The sequence below is a fragment of the Bradyrhizobium sp. LMG 9283 genome, from assembly GCF_045571415.1.
Classification (GTDB): Bacteria; Pseudomonadota; Alphaproteobacteria; order Rhizobiales; family Xanthobacteraceae; genus Bradyrhizobium.
On sequence record NZ_CP120691.1, the window covers coordinates 5496743 to 5511790 of the forward strand.

Here is a 15048-nt window from a genome sequence, read left to right on the forward strand (position 1 = left end):
TGGGCGCAGCAGGCCGATCAGGCCGCCTTGCCTTCGATCTGGGTAAAGTTGCTCGGACTGCCGCCATTGATGTCGATACGGCGCGGCTTCATCGCCTCCGGGATCTCCCGCTGCAGGTCGATGACGAGCAGGCCGTTCTCGAAGCAGGCGCCCTTGACTTCGACGTGGTCAGCCAGCGTGAACTGGCGCTTGAAGTCGCGCGCAGAGATCCCGCGGTGCAAAAAGGTCTTCTCGTCCTTCTCGGTCTTGCCCCCCTCCAAGCTCAGCACGTTCTGCTCGACCGTGAGGGCGACTTCGTCCGGCCTGAAGCCGGCGAGCGCCACCGAGATCTGGAAGCGATTTTCGTCGAGACGTTCGATGTTGTAGGGGGGATAGGTCTCTTCGGCGGTCCGCTGGACCTCGTCGAGAGCGTCGAAAAGGCGGTCGAAACCGATGGTCGACCTCCAGAGGGGAGTCCAATCATACCTCATAGCCAAATCCTCCTTGGAGCAAGATGGGTACGAGCCGGCACCGGACACCTGACCGGCGCCCGCCTTGCAGGGCCCCGAAAGCACCCTGGCGACGAAGAAATTTGGAAGCCTCCAAAACGTTTCAAGAGGCCGTCGGATTTTTTTCGGAAGGAAATTGGCTAAGGGCTTGTCGCGCGCTGCGCCGACGGGACCGACCGTTACGTGCTCGGCGAGATCAAGGTCGGTTCAGCGTCCCGATCCTCGACGAAGCCTCTGCCGACACCGATCGCCGTGTTGCCGATCGGCTGAAGTCGAAGCTCTGATTAGCCCACCTCTTCCGCGCTATCCGCTCAGCCCTAAGCCACGATTCCTCTCGCCTTACCGAGAGAGGATACCTATGTTGCGAAGTACCTGCAGCGGCTCCAAAGCGCCAACGGGAGGCATGCATGGACGCGCCCAGCAAGGAATTTGCGCTGGCGGGCAGCCTTGAGGAATTGAAGATCAAGGGACGGCTCGTTATGCGCGGCGGCGGCCACCGCCCGATCCTCGTCATCTACGACCGCGGGCGCCTCTTCGCCCTCGACAATCGGTGCCCGCACATGGGCTTCCCGCTCGAGCGCGGCACCGTCGAGGATGGCATCTTGACTTGTCACTGGCACCACGCCCGCTTCGATCTTGAAAGCGGCTGCACCTTCGATCTGTGGGCGGACGACGTGCCGATCTGCCCCGTCGAGGTGCGCAACGGTAACGTCTGGGTGAAGACCACGTTCACCCAGGCCGATCCCGCCGCGCACTGGCATCAGCGTCTTGCGGATGGCCTCGGCCACGACCTCGGCCTCGTCATTGCCAAGGCCATTCATGGTCAGCTCGCGGCAGGCGTACCACGGACCGAAATCGTCCGGCAGGTTGCGCTCTTCGGGGCGCAAAACCGCGACGGCTGGGGCGTCGGTCTTACGATCCTCACGGCACTCGCCAATCTCCTGCCTATGCTGCCGGAGGAGCAAGCCTATCTCGCGCTATTCAACGGCGCCCGCCGCGTGGCTGCAGACTGCAACGGCGAGGCACCGCGGCGGGAACGCGCGCCGCTTGGCAGCCGGCCGGAGCCGGCGGCGCTTAAGCGCTGGTTGCGGCGCTGGACAAATGTGCGCCATCGCGAGGCGGCCGAGCGCACCCTGCTCACGGCGATTGCAGCCGGCTTCTCTCTGGCTGACCTCGCTGAAGCCCTGTTCGCCGCCGTGACCGAGCGGGCGTTCGCCGACACCGGGCACTCGCTCGACTTTATCAACAAGGCGTTTGAGTGCCTCGACCTGATCGGCTGGCCATCCGCGGCGGCTCTGCTGCCGACTGTCGTCGGGCAGATGGTCGCGGCCCGTGGCGCGGAAGAATCGACGGCTTGGCGCCAGCCCGTTGATCTTGTTGTGTTGTGTGAGCAGTCAACCAGCCAACTCGCGGACCTGTTCGCTGCCGGACCCGGCGCGCGTGACTGGTCGGACCACGCCGCACTTGCTCAAGAGTTGCTCGGTGACGATCCGGCCGGAATCGTTGACGCGCTCAAGCAGGCGATCCGCGCCGGTGCCGCTCCTGCCGACCTTGGCCAATCCCTCGCCTACGCGGCGGCGCTCAGGGTGGCGCGCTTCGGCAACGTCAACGAGCACGCCGATTGGGAGACGGCGCATCACGTCTTCACTTACGCCAACGCCGTCCACCAGATGTTGACGCGGATTGGGACGGCCAACACCCACGTCACGGCCGTCCGCGGCGTATTGCACGGAGCGATGGCGCTCTACCTTGCTCGCTATCTCAATGTGCCGCCAGCGCACATTCCGGGCGACGGCGGCGAGCAGCTCGATGATCTGCCGGCGGATCCAGAGATGATTGGCGCCGCCTTGCTCGACGCCTTCGACCGGCAGCGACAGGTCGATCTCGCCGCAAGGCTGGTGGCACGGCATCTTTCGCTCGGCCATTCGCCGCAGACCCTGATCGCCATGCTCGCGCATGCAGTGCTGCGCGAAGATGCAGGCTTCCATGCATATCAGATGCTGGAGGCGGGAGTCCGGCAGTTCGGCACGTGGGGCAACAGAGACGAGGGTCGGCACATCCTGATCGCGGTTGCCCGCTATCTGGCGGCCCATTCACCGACCGAACGCGCGTCACTGCAGACGGCCGACATCGCCCGCCGCTTGATGCGCGGCGGCGAGCTGCATCAAGAGGCTGGATCGTCCTGACTTCACGCGCTGACGGCGCACGAAGGGCGATCTGGACTGACAAAGCCTGCGCCGGCGAGCCGAGGCGCGCATCCAGTGACCAGTTTCGCGGTGCCTCGGCTTGCGGAGTGAGTGTGACGCCCGGATCAGGTCGCGGACAGAACCGCGACAGCGCGGCTCAGTTGGGGGTCCTCCGGCCCGGAGGCCGCGCCTGCCTCGACCTCGATGGTCGGCGTCACGCCCACGCCCTCCAGGCGCTCGCCGTCGACCCTGACATCTGCGACTGCGAGCAGCAGCAAGCCGCTTCCGATGAGGAATGCGGTGGCGGCAAGGACCGCGCCCTCTGTCCGAGTGCCGATGAGCTCGCCCAACCGATACTTCTTGAAGCCATAGGCAAGAACCTCCTTGCCGCTGCGCGTGCCGCGGTTGATCAGCATCGCAACGGGCTTTCGCCACTTCACATTCACGAATTCGCTCCTGCCGCTCCGGTCGGTGACCTGCATCGTCGGCGCCCAGGCATTGAACAGATCGAGATATTGGGGTTGCGCGCCGCCCCAGCCATCCCGCAAATCCCAGATCAGCGCGTCCGCCTCTTTTAACGCCCCTTGAGACAACAGGGATTCAAGAGCGCGTTGGTAGATGGAGCCGGCGTAGCACCAAACGTGGACATAGCCGATGCGTCGTCCGTTGGACTCAATGACGCGCGCACTGGACTCCAAGCCACGAAGGAACATTCTGGTGGGCTCGAGGTCGACCGGCACGACCGGGATTTGCAGCACCGAGGCGCCCCGATGAACCTCCAAGACAACCGATTTGCCCACGTTCCCGCGGAAGGAGCCGATCGGCTCAAATGCGGTCCCATCGGCGGCAACGATTTCGTCACCGGCACGCAGGCCCGCCTGCTGAGCCGGCGTTCCATCGATGACGCTGGTGACCAGGTTACGGCCCCTCGCCTCGAAACCTGAAATGATACCTATGCCAGGGTACGAAATGCGGCCGTCGGGAAACGCTCGCTGCAGGCCGCGGCTTCGCAGTGCACCGACAAAGATGTCGGCGAGTTGATAATATTCCGGCTCATCCGGCGTGTAGAAACGCGTGTGCGAAGCGTGCAACTCCGACAGCATGGTATTGATGATGCGCGCCAGAGAGTATTGGGAAGTTGCCCGCTGAACGTCTGAAAGATATTTTTCGCGGACTGCCAGCCAGTCCAGTCCGTTGTGACGCTGATCAAAAAAGCGATCGCGCACGGTCTGCCAAACGCTCTCGAAGGTCGCGACGCCATCAGCGGGAACGTAGGCGTTATCGCTCTCGCCCTTGAGAGACTCCGCGGCGTTCGGGGACTTCGCAGCCACGGCACATGCCGCCACCGTAGCTGCCAGTTGCAACACTTGGCGACGCGAAGGCGATGTATCGATAATCTTTTTCATCGTCTGATCTCGCAGGAGCGCCTGCCGGGCGCGTTCGCCGGCCATTCGATCCGGCACGTTACCGAATGCTTGCGCTCCATTGGCGAAAATCACGAGGTTCCAGCGATCCTGCCACCACGAGGCTACCTCCCAGGACTTTCGTCGGGGTCACGCCCTATTGAGGATGAAATCACCGTCAGGATGGGCGTCCTGGCGCCCCCGAACGGCCCGGCTCGAGCTTGAGAGGAGGACGAGCCCCCAGCACCATCAGCAGCACGCCGAGGCAAGCTGCCGTCCACCTCTCCCGCCGTCGGCCGCCTCGGCGATTGGAAAGGCCGACCGGCGCCGCCGGAGGTACCGGTCAAACCGCTTCGCTGGCAGCCGGCGCGGCCGCCAAAAGCAGCGGCCGGGGCAAGGATTCGCTGCACTGCAACAGCGATTTGCGCGGCCGATCGGGCGATCCAGCCATCCGGAGCGTGCCCCAAGGTTTCGACGGGCTCGCCTATGAGGCGTTAGCCCGGACTCGTTCTCGGGCAGCGCGTCTACGCTGACGGCGTTCGCGCCGGCGCCGGCCAGCTTCGGCCGGAGATCGCAGCAGAGGCGTTGCGGATTTCGGCGGTTCCGGCACCGTCGCCTCGACCGGCTGCGCCTCCGGCTCGCTGCGGCGGGCTTCCATGAACTCGAGCACGTCACGCCCCTTTTCGGTGATGCGCCAGCCACCGTTCAGGCGTTCGACGAGACCTTGCGAAAACAGGTCCAAACCCGGCACGCGAGAAGCCAGCCGTTTTGTGCGTTCGGCCCAGTCTCGCCCGCTGGTGGCCAGGATCGCCATGTCACGCTTGAGCTCCGCCATCACGGCGAAGCCGTCCGGATAACTCACCAGTATCTTCAGGACCGTGACCTGGAAATTCACCTCGCCCTCACGCGACTGGCGCTACATGGTCGGCGCTTCCGAAACAGCTTTGTGGCCGAACTGCCTGAGGCCGTCCTGCGACGTCTCGCCTCTGGTGGCCGCTTCCAAAATCTTCGAGGTCACATGAGCACGGCTGCTGGTCGCGGAAGGGGAAACGCTGCCGCAAACCTCCTCAAGGACCGCCCGCAAAAGAGCGGTGGTGGCGGTGTCGAACATGCGAGACCCTATCAGAAAGGCTAGTAGGGCAATGCTTCGGCTTAAAACGTATCGACTTTACACCGCCGGCTGGCCTTGGCAACGGGGCCTTGAAATCTGGCGGGCGACTATCACACGTACTCGCAACTCGCGGCCTGCAGATCGGCGGTGGACGTCTGCTGCCGTGAACGCATCCCGCAAGTGTCGCACTTTCTCATTGCGTGTCCTTCGGGTTGTTTTTCACAAGCACTACGGTCCGTGATGCTTCGCGGATTCCAGTGATATGTCCGGTGTTTGACTTTGATGACAGCGCATCGTCTGACTTTTTGAGTGCATCGGCTCGAAACATTGACGAGATCGAAAAGCGCAGCGCAGAATGAAGCTCTTCCGAAGCTCGAGCCCCCGATGTCGGAAGCGCTCGACAGGAAGGTGACGGCTCCGGTCCACAACTGGAGCCATTTTTGGGCCTCGAATAAGCCAAGGCCACCGTAGCGCCGGCGCGTTCCCAAGCGGCAAAGGCTGTTTCCATTTCAGAACTGCAATCATTTTTGTGAGGCGGCACTCGTTGGATGATGGTTAGCTTGAAATCACACCGGGCCGTGTATCTTTGATCCCGATCTATTTTGGCCCGGCGCGTTAACTGAAAAGACCGCCTTCGGGCGGTCTTTTTCCGTCTCGGACTGTCTAGTTGGAATGACGCCTCCCTATCAAAAGCGTCGCTGATTTACGATACTTGAAGCCGCGGTGCTGCGCGCGACGAGTCCGCGGCCAACCTCGAGCGGCTTCGCGCGCTCGCGGAAAGGCATTCGGCTCGATCAGGACGATCTGCACAAGAGCCGCAGTGATCAGGACCTCCGCGGAGGCCTGCACCGCCATACCGGCGCTACCTTCATCGGCATCAGCATCTCCTTCACCGGCTGAGCGGCATTTTGGACGGGTAGATGCTTGCGCGGCCTCGACACTGGTGATCGGCGCGATCGATTTGCCCATCATCCCCGCCCTTTGCGTCGACTCTGGCCAGTCCGCCGTTGCAACGACCTCTTGAAATTCTGCGACTTCGGCCGGATACTCGATTGAGATCCTTGGCCACCAAGCAATCCGAGGAGGACGATCATGGCAATCCAGATCGTGATGGACCGCAGCGGCGACCGCCGAAATTATTTCAATGAGGACGACGCACAAGAACTGGCAAGAGCGGAGCAGCGGTTCTACGAACTCACCAAGGCCGGCTTCACCGCGGCGGTCCGCACCGGCCTAGGTCAGGTCTCGCAGATCAGATCGTTCGACCCGACTGCGAAGGAAACTGTCTTCTTCCCCAGATTGGTCGGCGGATAACTGGGACAGTCATGTTCGGCTTTCAACCGTCGCGGGGCGGCCGCTCCCGAATGAAAGCGGTGAGAGCGCTCTTCATCAAGCACGGCGCCGAGGGCACGCCTGAGGGCCGGTCGCTGCGGCTCTTGCGGGAATGGCTGTCGCCGGCGCAGCGGGAGCAGTTCGCCAGGAAAGGCTACTTCGAGGTGATTGGGAGCGACAGCGGAATGCGATACAGGATCCACGCCGGGGCCTCGGTTAACGTGTGCCAGATCGACGAGAGAGATCGCCAGCAGGTGGGATTATGCTTTATGCCGATCGGCGTTCTGCCGATCGGAGACGTCATGCTAGCACAGAAGATCGCGCTGGAAACATGCGAGGGCGAAGTGCGCAGTTTGGCCCGGAGGTTCGCGCCCAACGGTTTCCATTTCAGGCAAGCACGGCCGCTCGGGTAAGGGCTCACGTCGCCCGTTTTCCGCGGCGGCTTGGCGCGGGCTCCTTTGCTGCCGCTTGACCGCGACGCAAGATCAATCTCTACAGTATCGCCAAGACTACGCCGCCGTTGGGCCATGCGCGGCGTACTCCATACCCGGAGACTTCCGCCCCCAGTTGCCGACAACCTGCGCTCGCGGTTCGATCTTGAGCCCCTCACCGCTCTCGCCTGTGGCAGTGGCGGACGCCAGCGAAGCTAAAGCTTACGGTAAGTGACGTGCGCCGTCGCAAACGGGATGCCAGCACGGCCAGCACGGCCGCGGACTATGCAAGCTCGTTCATCGATGCCATAAAACCAATGGTCGAAATTCAGCTTGAACGATTTACCGCCCCCTTGCGGTGTATCGCGCGTGTATTTCCAATGGAATGCACAACCGGCTTGCTCCCCAATGGCCTCACCTTCCAGTCGGTTTTCCAAGCCGGTGTACTTGCCTTCCTCACCCTTTCGGATCGTAGCATCGATCGCCATTGGTAAACCCTTCGAAATGCATCTAACGAACTAAATCTCCTTTCTCCGGCTGGTTCCTAGCTGGCGCGGGAATATGCTCGCCGAGCTGACCTTGGCGTCTTTCCGTTCGTAACCGGTGCCGACGTTGAAGTCGTGAGCGTAGTCCCTCACTAAACGCTCGGGGTGCTGCAGCAACGCAAGGGCGGGCTCATTCCGATGAACATCGACGGCGCCACCGCGGTGATCTATGGCGAACTCCGCTTCGCCGCTCCGCTGGCCCGCGGCATTTTCTGCCTGTCGCGCGCCCTCGGCATCCTGTCCCATGCCTGGGAGCAGTCCGGCCGCAAGGACCGCAACAAGGGACAGCGCGTCGAAGCACAGTCCGCACAAGCCAAGGTGCCCGTTGCCGTTTGCGTCATCGAAATTCACGGCAATATTATTGTCAAGCACCGCATGAGCGGGGCGCCGACATTCTCGCTCGAGCTATCGGAACGAAAGGCCTACACGTCCGCACTAGTCGGGCTTCGAACGGCGGACCTCTCTCCTCTCGTACAGCCCGGACAGGCGCTGTTTTCTCTGATGGGGGTCGCGGGTGGTCGGTTTTGCTCGAGGGGGGCGGAGCGCCGCTGGCTGTCGACGGTCAGCTCGTCGCTTGCGTCGGGCATAAGTGGTGGCACCGTCGAGCAGGACGTCGAGCTTCTCGAAGCGGGGCTTCGCGAACCCACGGTCGCAGACGTGATCGATGCCGAGAATGAACGCCTGGAATTTGCTCACGTCGGTATGGACGACGGTGCCGCCACGTTGGATAGTCCAATCAATCCAAGCAACTCTGATCGCGTCAAGGGAGGCTCCATGCTGAAATCGATCGACCCTCTTCTCAATGCAGATGTACTCTATGCCCTGCGGTCCATGGGTCACGGCGACGATCTCGTCCTCTGCGACACCAATTTCCCCGCCGACTCCGTCGCCCGCCAGACCGTCCTGGGCCGGTTGTTACGCATCGACAATGTCAGCGCTGGACGCGCCGCGCGCGCGATCCTGTCGGTGTTACCGCTCGACAGTTTTGTCGACAAGCCGGCGTCGCGCATGGAGATCGTCGGCCAGCCCGGCGAAATCCCCGAGGTGCAGCGCGAAGTTCAGGCCGCAATCGATGCAGCAGAAGGACGCTCGTTTCCTATGGGATCGGTCGAGCGATTTGCTTTCTATGAACTCGCCAGGAAATCCTATTGCGTGATTCAGACCGGCGAACGGCGCTTCTACGGCTGCTTTATCTTCAAGAAGGGCGTCATTCCGCCCGACGCCTAGTCGAGCCCCGGCGGTGCTCTATACGTCGGGGCCCCGACCGATGCCGCTCGGGAACCACCGCGTTCGCGCTCGCCGTGAACGCCGTCGACGCTGCACGTCATCTCGGCTGATCATCCAATCTTGCAGCGCGGTATCACATCGTCATTCACGTCGATATCATCAACAGCTTCAGGCTTGCTTGCTTTCGTTGACTTTGGAGTGCGCCGTTGCATACTCGGCGCGGCCTCTTTGACCCCATCACGACGACATCGAAATCCTGAGCCCAGGCCTCGATGTGCTCCGGCGCTTCAGACTTCACCTCAAGAAAGTCAAAAGGGAGGGTATCGCGGTGAAACAGGAAGATCATGATCGGCATTCCGCAATGCAGCCGAACCGGCGCACTGTGCTGAAGGGTGCGGCAAGCGCCGCAGCATTGGGCACGAGCGGCGCGCTCGGCACGTTCTCAGAACTCGCGCTCGCGCAAGCCAATCTGCGCGCGCAGATCACCCAAATCCCGGGTGTCGGCAAGGGGGCGCCGACGGATGCCGACTGGCAGAAAGTCGGTGAGCTCTGTCTCGGTCCGACCAAGGCGAGCGTCAAGGAAGGCGAGTTCAAGGGCGTCGAACTCTCCTTCATGGGGCTCAACAATCAGAACCTGCACAACCTCCTCTTCCGTGGCTTCCTGAAGCCATGGGAAGCCTATACCGGCGCGAAGATTTCCTGGATCGATCTCGCCCAGGCGGACTACAATCCGCGCTTGCAACAGGCGATCGCGACCGGAACGGTTGATTTCGACATTCTGGAGATGGGAGCGCCGTTCGAGGGCGACGTCTGTGGCAAGGGACTGGCGTCGGAGATGCCGGACTGGGTCAAGAAGCAGATAGATGTTGACGATTATGTCGATTACCTGAAGCCGCCGGTCGGGACGTGGAACGGAAAGACTTATCGCGTCACAATCGACGGCGACTGCCACAACTTCAACTACCGCACCGACGTCTTCTCCGACGCAACCCTTGCCAAGGCCTGGAAAGACGCGGGAAATTCGACCGAATGGGGCGTGCCAAAAACCTGGCAGCAGGTGCAGGCGGTGACGAAATTCCTTAAGGGCAAGAAGATCAAGAACCAGAACGCGTTCGGCTATCTCGACGCGCCAAAGCCCTGGGGCGGGTTCGGCTTCTATTTCCTCGGCAGCCGCGCCTCGGCCTATGCCAAGCATCCCGACGACAAGGCCTGGCTGTTCGACATCGACACGATGAAGCCGCGCATCAACAATCCGGCCTGGGTCCGCGCCATCCAAGACGTGATTGACGCGCTGCCGTTCGAACCTGCCGATCAGCTCAATGCCGATCCGAACACCACCGGCTTCCAGCAATTTCTGGCCGGCATCGGCTCGATGATCCCCTGGTGGGGCGACATCGGCCAGGTGGCGAAGGCGAGCGACACCTCCGTAATCGGCGACGTCGTCGCTTTCGACATCCTGCCGGGCTCGGACGATGTCTACAACTCCAAGACCGGAAAGTGGGACAAGCTCTCGAGCGGCCCGAACCATGCGCCGAACTGCGCCTATCTCGGCTGGGGCGTCTATGTGATGGCGCGCGTCAATGGCGACGAGAAGAAGCACAAGGCGGCGTGGAGCGCGGCTGCGCATCTCGGCGGCAAGGATCTGTCGCTTTGGATGGTGATGTATCCTTCGGGCTTCCAGGCTCACCGCACCAGCCACTTCCAGTACGACGAATGGGTGGCGGCGGGCTACGACCGCAAATACATCACCTCCTACCTGAACTCGCAGCTCGCCTCCTACAATCATCCAAACCGCGCCGTGGAGCCGCGCATCCCCGGCATCTTCCAGTACTACAGCATCGCGGAAGATGAGCTCACCAAGATCTTCGCCGGCAAGGTTGACGCGCAAACCGGCGCGAACAACATCGCGGCCGCCTGGGAGAAGCTGACCGACCAGATCGGCCGCGAGCGGCAGATCGGGCTCTACAAGGCCTCTCTCGGCGTATAGCGGCCTTGCGCGAAGCCATCCACCCTCGGCTGGCGCCTCCGGCGCCAGCCGAAGACTTGCCGGGCGACAGAGCCGGCACAGAATGCGGCTCATCTCGATGCAGAATTCCGTACCCGTGAGCGACGACCTGCACTACCAGCCCGCGGCGAAGCGCGCACGCGGCAGCAGGAAGATCGCCGGCCGCGCACTCGTCCTGCTGGCGTCTCTCGGCTTCCTGCTCGTCCTCCTCATTCAGATCTTGCATACGACCGGCGCGATGACTGCCGGATTTTCCGATTGGCGGCCGATCCTCATCGCCTATCTCGTCTGGGCCGTTGCGTTTGGCGTCGGACAAGTTCTGACCCGCGGCGAGCGTGGCCAGCGCGCGCTGTTCCTGCTGCCGGCAGTGTTCTTCACCGTCGCCGTCGTGATCTTCCCGACGATCTTCGGGATCTATATCGCCTCTCTCGACTGGAATCTGAGCTCGATCGAAGGTCCGCATTTCAGCGGCTTCGACAATGTCAGGGGCATGCTGAACGACACCTATTACTGGAATGCGCTCGGCAACATGGTCTTTTACACCGCCGCAGTGCTCGGCGAATACGCGATTGCGTTCGGACTGGCGCTCTTGCTCAGTGCCGAGATCCGCGCGCGCAAATTCTTCCGCGTGGTCTTCCTGCTGCCGATGATGCTCAGCCCCGTCGCCGTGAGCTGGATGATCGGCAAGTCGCTGATGGAATATCGCTTCGGACCGGCGGCGACGCTGGCGCGCTATCTCGGCTGGGACAACCCGGCCTTCTTTGCCTCGCCGTGGATGGCGCGCTTTAGCATCCAGGCGATGGACGCGTGGGTGTCGATCCCTTTCATCATGATCATCCTTCTCGCAGGCCTGCAGGCGATGCCGAAGGAGGTGCAGGAGGCGGCCAAGGTCGACGGCGCGAATGGCTGGCAGTCATTCTGGCACGTCACGTTTCCGATCATGCTGCCGGTTAGCATCACCGTCCTGATTATCCGTATCATCTTCAAGCTGAAGCTCGCCGACCTCGTGATCAACGTCACCGCTGGCGGGCCGGGAGGCGCAACCGACACGGTGTCGAGCTTCATCTACCGCGTCTACCGCGACCGCTCGAACGTCGGATACGGCACGGCGCTCGCTATGGTTTACCTGCTTATGATCATCGTGCTCCTGACCGTCCTGTTGCGCCTGTCCAAGCGCTGGACGCAGAAGGTCGTCTAGGGCTTCCAAACGGAGTTTCTCGATTGACTAGATCGACCTTGGCATTGAGCCCCATTCGGAGGCGTCCGGCGGCCCCCCGCGCAAAGCGGACGCTAAGCCGCGTACTGATCTACGCAGCACTCCTGTTCTGGACGATTATCTGCCTATTCCCGATCTACTGGACCGTCACGACGTCGTTCAAATCGGCGGTCGATGTGACGCAAGCCCACTTGGTTCCCTGGGTCGATTTTCAGCCGGACTGGAAGGGATGGCGCTCGCTTGGCCTGTCGCCAGATACGCTGTTCGGAACCTCGACGGCACGCTCCGAATTCGTGAATCGCTTCGTCAACAGCATCATCACCTCCGTCGGCGCATCCTTGCTGGCACTGATCCTCGGATCTCTGGCGGCCTACGGCCTGAGCCGCTTCCGCTACAAGTTCGCCTGGATGCGCAACGATGACATCCTGTTCTTCTTCATGTCCCAGCTGATCCTGCCGCCGGTCGTGCTCGCGCTGCCATTCCTCGTCCTCTACAAGGCATTGGCCCTGCTCGACACGCGACTTGGTCTTGTCTTGCTCTACACGCTCACCGTGCTTCCGATCGTCATCTGGATCATGCGCGATCAGTTCAATGCGATTCCGATCGAGCTCGACGAAGCCGCCTTCGTGGACGGCCTGTCGACCTGGGGCGCCTTCCTGCGGATCATTCTGCCGCTCGCTGTCCCCGGAATGATGGCCGCATTCATTCTCTCGCTGGTGCTGTGCTGGAACGAATATTTCTTCGCGGCGCTGTTGACGAGCACCGACGCGAAGACGCTCCCCGTTATGGTGGCGAGCCAGACTGGCTCGCAAGGCATCAATTGGTGGTCGATGGCGGCGCTGTCGACCGCGGCGATCGCACCGCTCGTCCTGGTCGGCATTTTCCTTGAGCGCTACATCGTCAGCGGCTTGACTACAGGAGCCGGAAAGTAGCCGGAGATCAAGCCCGGACCCAACCGCGTTGCGAACTCGGTAGGGCGACAGTACGGCTGAGTGCTACAGGAACGCGGTGACCGCGCAAAAGATCGGATTTTTTTGGCGGACAATCGTGGGTAGGTACCGGGGGAGCGCTACCGCCCCACGCTATATCTGGTTGAGCAAGCTTCCGCAGTTTGGCTTGTCCAAGGCCATAGGCACCTCTGCATTCTCCCCCGACAATCGCAGCAGCACGGCATCGCGGCGCGGTAGCGTGTTGAAGATCACACCGTCGGCCGCGCCCCGCGGCAGCCGGCCTTTCATCGTGAGATTGAAACCGCCTACCACGGAGAGGGACGTCATTTTCATTCACTCCTGTTGCCTTGAAGAAGCGGGAGACCGACTGGTGCAGCCCGCACGATCAACTCGATCGCGGCACCGCGCTTTCTGCGCCGTGACCTTTTCAAATCGACCCACTCGCCAGGCGCCCATCAATCGGCCGCTGGCGAGCCTTCGCACGCATCTTTCACACGTCATTCTGAGAGGCCGACACAACATGATGGATGGCGCGACATTCTCCTATCGTTGCTCCCGTTGGAACGGGTTGCATACCGACCCTGGCAGTAGGGCCTATCAAGGGCAGCTTTCGAGAACCTGAGGATCAGGAATGAACCCGAGAATCCGGGTCCGGAAGTCCCCGACACTGTGTTCCTCATGCGGAGCGGCGCATGGAATTCGTAGCCCGAACGACGGAGCAAGGTGCACGGCACCGGTCTTCGCCTTCTCAACTCGCAGGCACACCACCGCATTCTCGCAGCGCATCGCGCCCGAGCTTTGCTTGGTCACTCCACCCTCGAAGCCAAGAGCAACTGGGTCGGAGTAGACCGGCGATCAGACGGGCTCAAGGCTGGTGCTGGCGCACCCCCGCCTTCGGCGGCTGACGGCCTTGACCCCGTCTGCACGCCGGTCTTTGGGCTTGGCATGCGCTCGGCCGAGGTCCGAGCACGAGAAGGCGCGCTCGTCAGGCCAACCTGTATTTCTTCGGATCCCACGTCTCGCCGCGAGCGATCATGGTGTTGAGGATGACGATCAGCTTGCGCATGCAGGCGACGATCGCGACCTTTGGCGGCTTGCCCTTGGCAATCAGGCGCTCATAGAAGGCCTTGAACACCGGGTTGTTCAGCGTCGCGGCGCCGATGCAGGGCATGTAGAGGGCGTTCCGCACCCAGCGGCGACCACCCTTGATGCAGCGTTCACCTCGACGTTTGCCGCTATCGTCGTCATAAGGAGCAACGCCCACCAACGCGACGACAACTTCGTCGCTCACCTGCCCCAACTCCGGTAGGCCTCCAAGCAGCGCCATTGCGGTCCCCTCAGCAAAGCCTGGTACGCTCTGGATGATCTCGGCGCGTTTGGCAAAGTCCGGCGTTGTCTTGATCGTCGCCGCGATCGCGGTATCGATCGCGGCGATTTCGTCAGCCAGCTTCTGAAGAAGACGCGCGCGAGCCTTCCGAACAAGGGCCGGCGCCTCATGCTCGTTCTGCATTTCCAGGCGAGCCCTGACGTCGATCAGGCCTTGGCGTCCCTTCACCAGTGCCTTCATCTCCTCGTGAGCGGGATCGTCGACTTGGCTGGGAGCCTCGCTGAATGTCTCGGCGAACCAGGAGATCATCTCTGCGTCGATCTTGTCATTTTTAGCAAGGCGTCCCGCCGATTCCGCAAAGTGGCGAACCCGTTTGGGATCGACGATCCGTACTTCCAGCCCGGCTTGGCGCAACGCCTTGGCCCATACCCGCTCGTAGCCGCCGCTTGCCTCCATCACTGCCTTGCCGACCCGATGCTTGCGAAGCCATGCAATCAAGCTCCGTCGCCCCGCCGCGGTTGTCGGGCAAGTCTTCCGCTCCGTTACGGTCCGAATGCACGCATCAATCTTGTCTTTGGCGACATCGATGCCGACGACAACCAGATCGTCTTGTGTCATCATCCACTCCCTTCCTTGCCTGGTACGGGCTCGCAGCCCTTGCAACTGTTCGGGTTGAGGAAGACACCGGAGCTGTCCCTTGCTCTTTAACAGGCTCTGTCGCCTTTGGGCGCAACGGGCTCAGTTCCGGCAACGGGCGGTTCTGATCCAACCGCCCGTTGCCACATTCTGGCAGATTTCGGGGACACAAGGGCGCAGGGAAGGCCGCA

16 protein-coding genes and 1 pseudogene are annotated in these 15048 nt (G+C 62.1%); 8 read left to right on the plus strand and 9 right to left on the minus strand.

Features of this window, described 5'->3' with window-relative positions; all coding sequences use genetic code 11:
- Positions 1-17: 17 nt before the first annotated feature.
- A complete protein-coding gene (locus P6U29_RS26095; RefSeq protein WP_407112953.1) occupies positions 18-470 on the minus strand; it encodes an Hsp20 family protein in 453 nt (150 codons plus the stop codon).
- A 425-nt stretch (positions 471-895) separates the two neighbouring features.
- Here P6U29_RS26095 and P6U29_RS26100 point away from each other — a divergent pair, with 425 nt between their 5' ends.
- Complete coding sequence (locus P6U29_RS26100; RefSeq protein WP_407112954.1) at positions 896-2674, plus strand: Rieske 2Fe-2S domain-containing protein; 1779 nt, start codon at positions 896-898, stop codon at positions 2672-2674.
- Between the two features lie 125 nt (positions 2675-2799).
- Here P6U29_RS26100 and P6U29_RS26105 read toward each other — a convergent pair whose 3' ends face one another.
- From P6U29_RS26105 to P6U29_RS26120, 4 genes are all read right to left on the minus strand, one after another.
- Entirely contained in the window at positions 2800-4173 is a 1374-nt protein-coding gene (locus tag P6U29_RS26105; protein ID WP_407112955.1) for a S41 family peptidase, read from the minus strand.
- Positions 4174-4561: 388 nt separating this feature from the next.
- Positions 4562-4972 carry a hypothetical protein gene (locus P6U29_RS26110; RefSeq protein ID WP_407112956.1) on the minus strand — a complete coding sequence of 137 codons (411 nt, stop codon included), beginning with the start codon at positions 4970-4972 and terminating at the stop codon, positions 4562-4564.
- A gap of 21 nt (positions 4973-4993) precedes the next feature.
- Complete coding sequence (locus P6U29_RS26115; RefSeq protein WP_407112957.1) at positions 4994-5188, minus strand: hypothetical protein; 195 nt, start codon at positions 5186-5188, stop codon at positions 4994-4996.
- 663 nt (positions 5189-5851) lie between these two features.
- Positions 5852-6160 (minus strand): hypothetical protein, encoded by a 309-nt coding sequence (locus P6U29_RS26120; protein ID WP_407112958.1) that lies wholly within the window; start codon positions 6158-6160, stop codon positions 5852-5854.
- 120 nt (positions 6161-6280) lie between these two features.
- Between P6U29_RS26120 and P6U29_RS26125 the strand changes: the two genes are divergently transcribed.
- Positions 6281-6502, plus strand: a complete 222-nt coding sequence (locus tag P6U29_RS26125) for a hypothetical protein (RefSeq protein ID WP_407112959.1) — start codon at positions 6281-6283, stop codon at positions 6500-6502.
- Positions 6503-6513: 11 nt separating this feature from the next.
- Positions 6514-6933, plus strand: a complete 420-nt coding sequence (locus P6U29_RS26130; protein WP_407112960.1) for a hypothetical protein — start codon at positions 6514-6516, stop codon at positions 6931-6933.
- A 233-nt stretch (positions 6934-7166) separates the two neighbouring features.
- On the opposite strand, the gene P6U29_RS26135 is transcribed toward P6U29_RS26130, so the two are convergent.
- Positions 7167-7439 (minus strand): DUF3833 family protein, encoded by a 273-nt coding sequence (locus P6U29_RS26135; RefSeq protein ID WP_407112961.1) that lies wholly within the window; start codon positions 7437-7439, stop codon positions 7167-7169.
- A 195-nt stretch (positions 7440-7634) separates the two neighbouring features.
- Between P6U29_RS26135 and P6U29_RS26140 the strand changes: the two are divergent.
- A pseudogene (locus tag P6U29_RS26140) lies at positions 7635-8120 on the plus strand (heme-binding protein); the annotation flags it as partial.
- Between the two features lie 150 nt (positions 8121-8270).
- The gene (locus tag P6U29_RS26145; protein WP_407119427.1) at positions 8271-8723 is read left to right on the plus strand and encodes an RbsD/FucU family protein; all 453 of its coding nucleotides are present in this window, start codon (positions 8271-8273) and stop codon (positions 8721-8723) included.
- A gap of 145 nt (positions 8724-8868) precedes the next feature.
- Here P6U29_RS26145 and P6U29_RS26150 read toward each other — a convergent pair whose 3' ends face one another.
- Positions 8869-9069 carry a hypothetical protein gene (locus P6U29_RS26150; RefSeq protein WP_407112962.1) on the minus strand — a complete coding sequence of 67 codons (201 nt, stop codon included), beginning with the start codon at positions 9067-9069 and terminating at the stop codon, positions 8869-8871.
- Positions 9070-9084: 15 nt separating this feature from the next.
- Here P6U29_RS26150 and P6U29_RS26155 point away from each other — a divergent pair, with 15 nt between their 5' ends.
- From P6U29_RS26155 to P6U29_RS26165, 3 genes are all read left to right on the plus strand, one after another.
- The gene (locus tag P6U29_RS26155) at positions 9085-10710 is read left to right on the plus strand and encodes a sugar ABC transporter substrate-binding protein (RefSeq protein ID WP_407119428.1); all 1626 of its coding nucleotides are present in this window, start codon (positions 9085-9087) and stop codon (positions 10708-10710) included.
- Positions 10711-10792: 82 nt separating this feature from the next.
- Positions 10793-11926 (plus strand): carbohydrate ABC transporter permease, encoded by a 1134-nt coding sequence (locus tag P6U29_RS26160; protein ID WP_407112963.1) that lies wholly within the window; start codon positions 10793-10795, stop codon positions 11924-11926.
- 44 nt (positions 11927-11970) lie between these two features.
- Positions 11971-12876 carry a carbohydrate ABC transporter permease gene (locus P6U29_RS26165; protein ID WP_407112964.1) on the plus strand — a complete coding sequence of 302 codons (906 nt, stop codon included), beginning with the start codon at positions 11971-11973 and terminating at the stop codon, positions 12874-12876.
- 150 nt (positions 12877-13026) lie between these two features.
- Here the strand turns inward: P6U29_RS26165 and P6U29_RS26170 are convergent, their stop codons facing one another.
- Entirely contained in the window at positions 13027-13221 is a 195-nt protein-coding gene (locus P6U29_RS26170; protein ID WP_407112965.1) for a hypothetical protein, read from the minus strand.
- Positions 13222-13879: 658 nt separating this feature from the next.
- Positions 13880-14842 carry an IS110 family transposase gene (locus P6U29_RS26175; RefSeq protein WP_407112966.1) on the minus strand — a complete coding sequence of 321 codons (963 nt, stop codon included), beginning with the start codon at positions 14840-14842 and terminating at the stop codon, positions 13880-13882.
- Positions 14843-15048 lie beyond the last annotated feature (206 nt).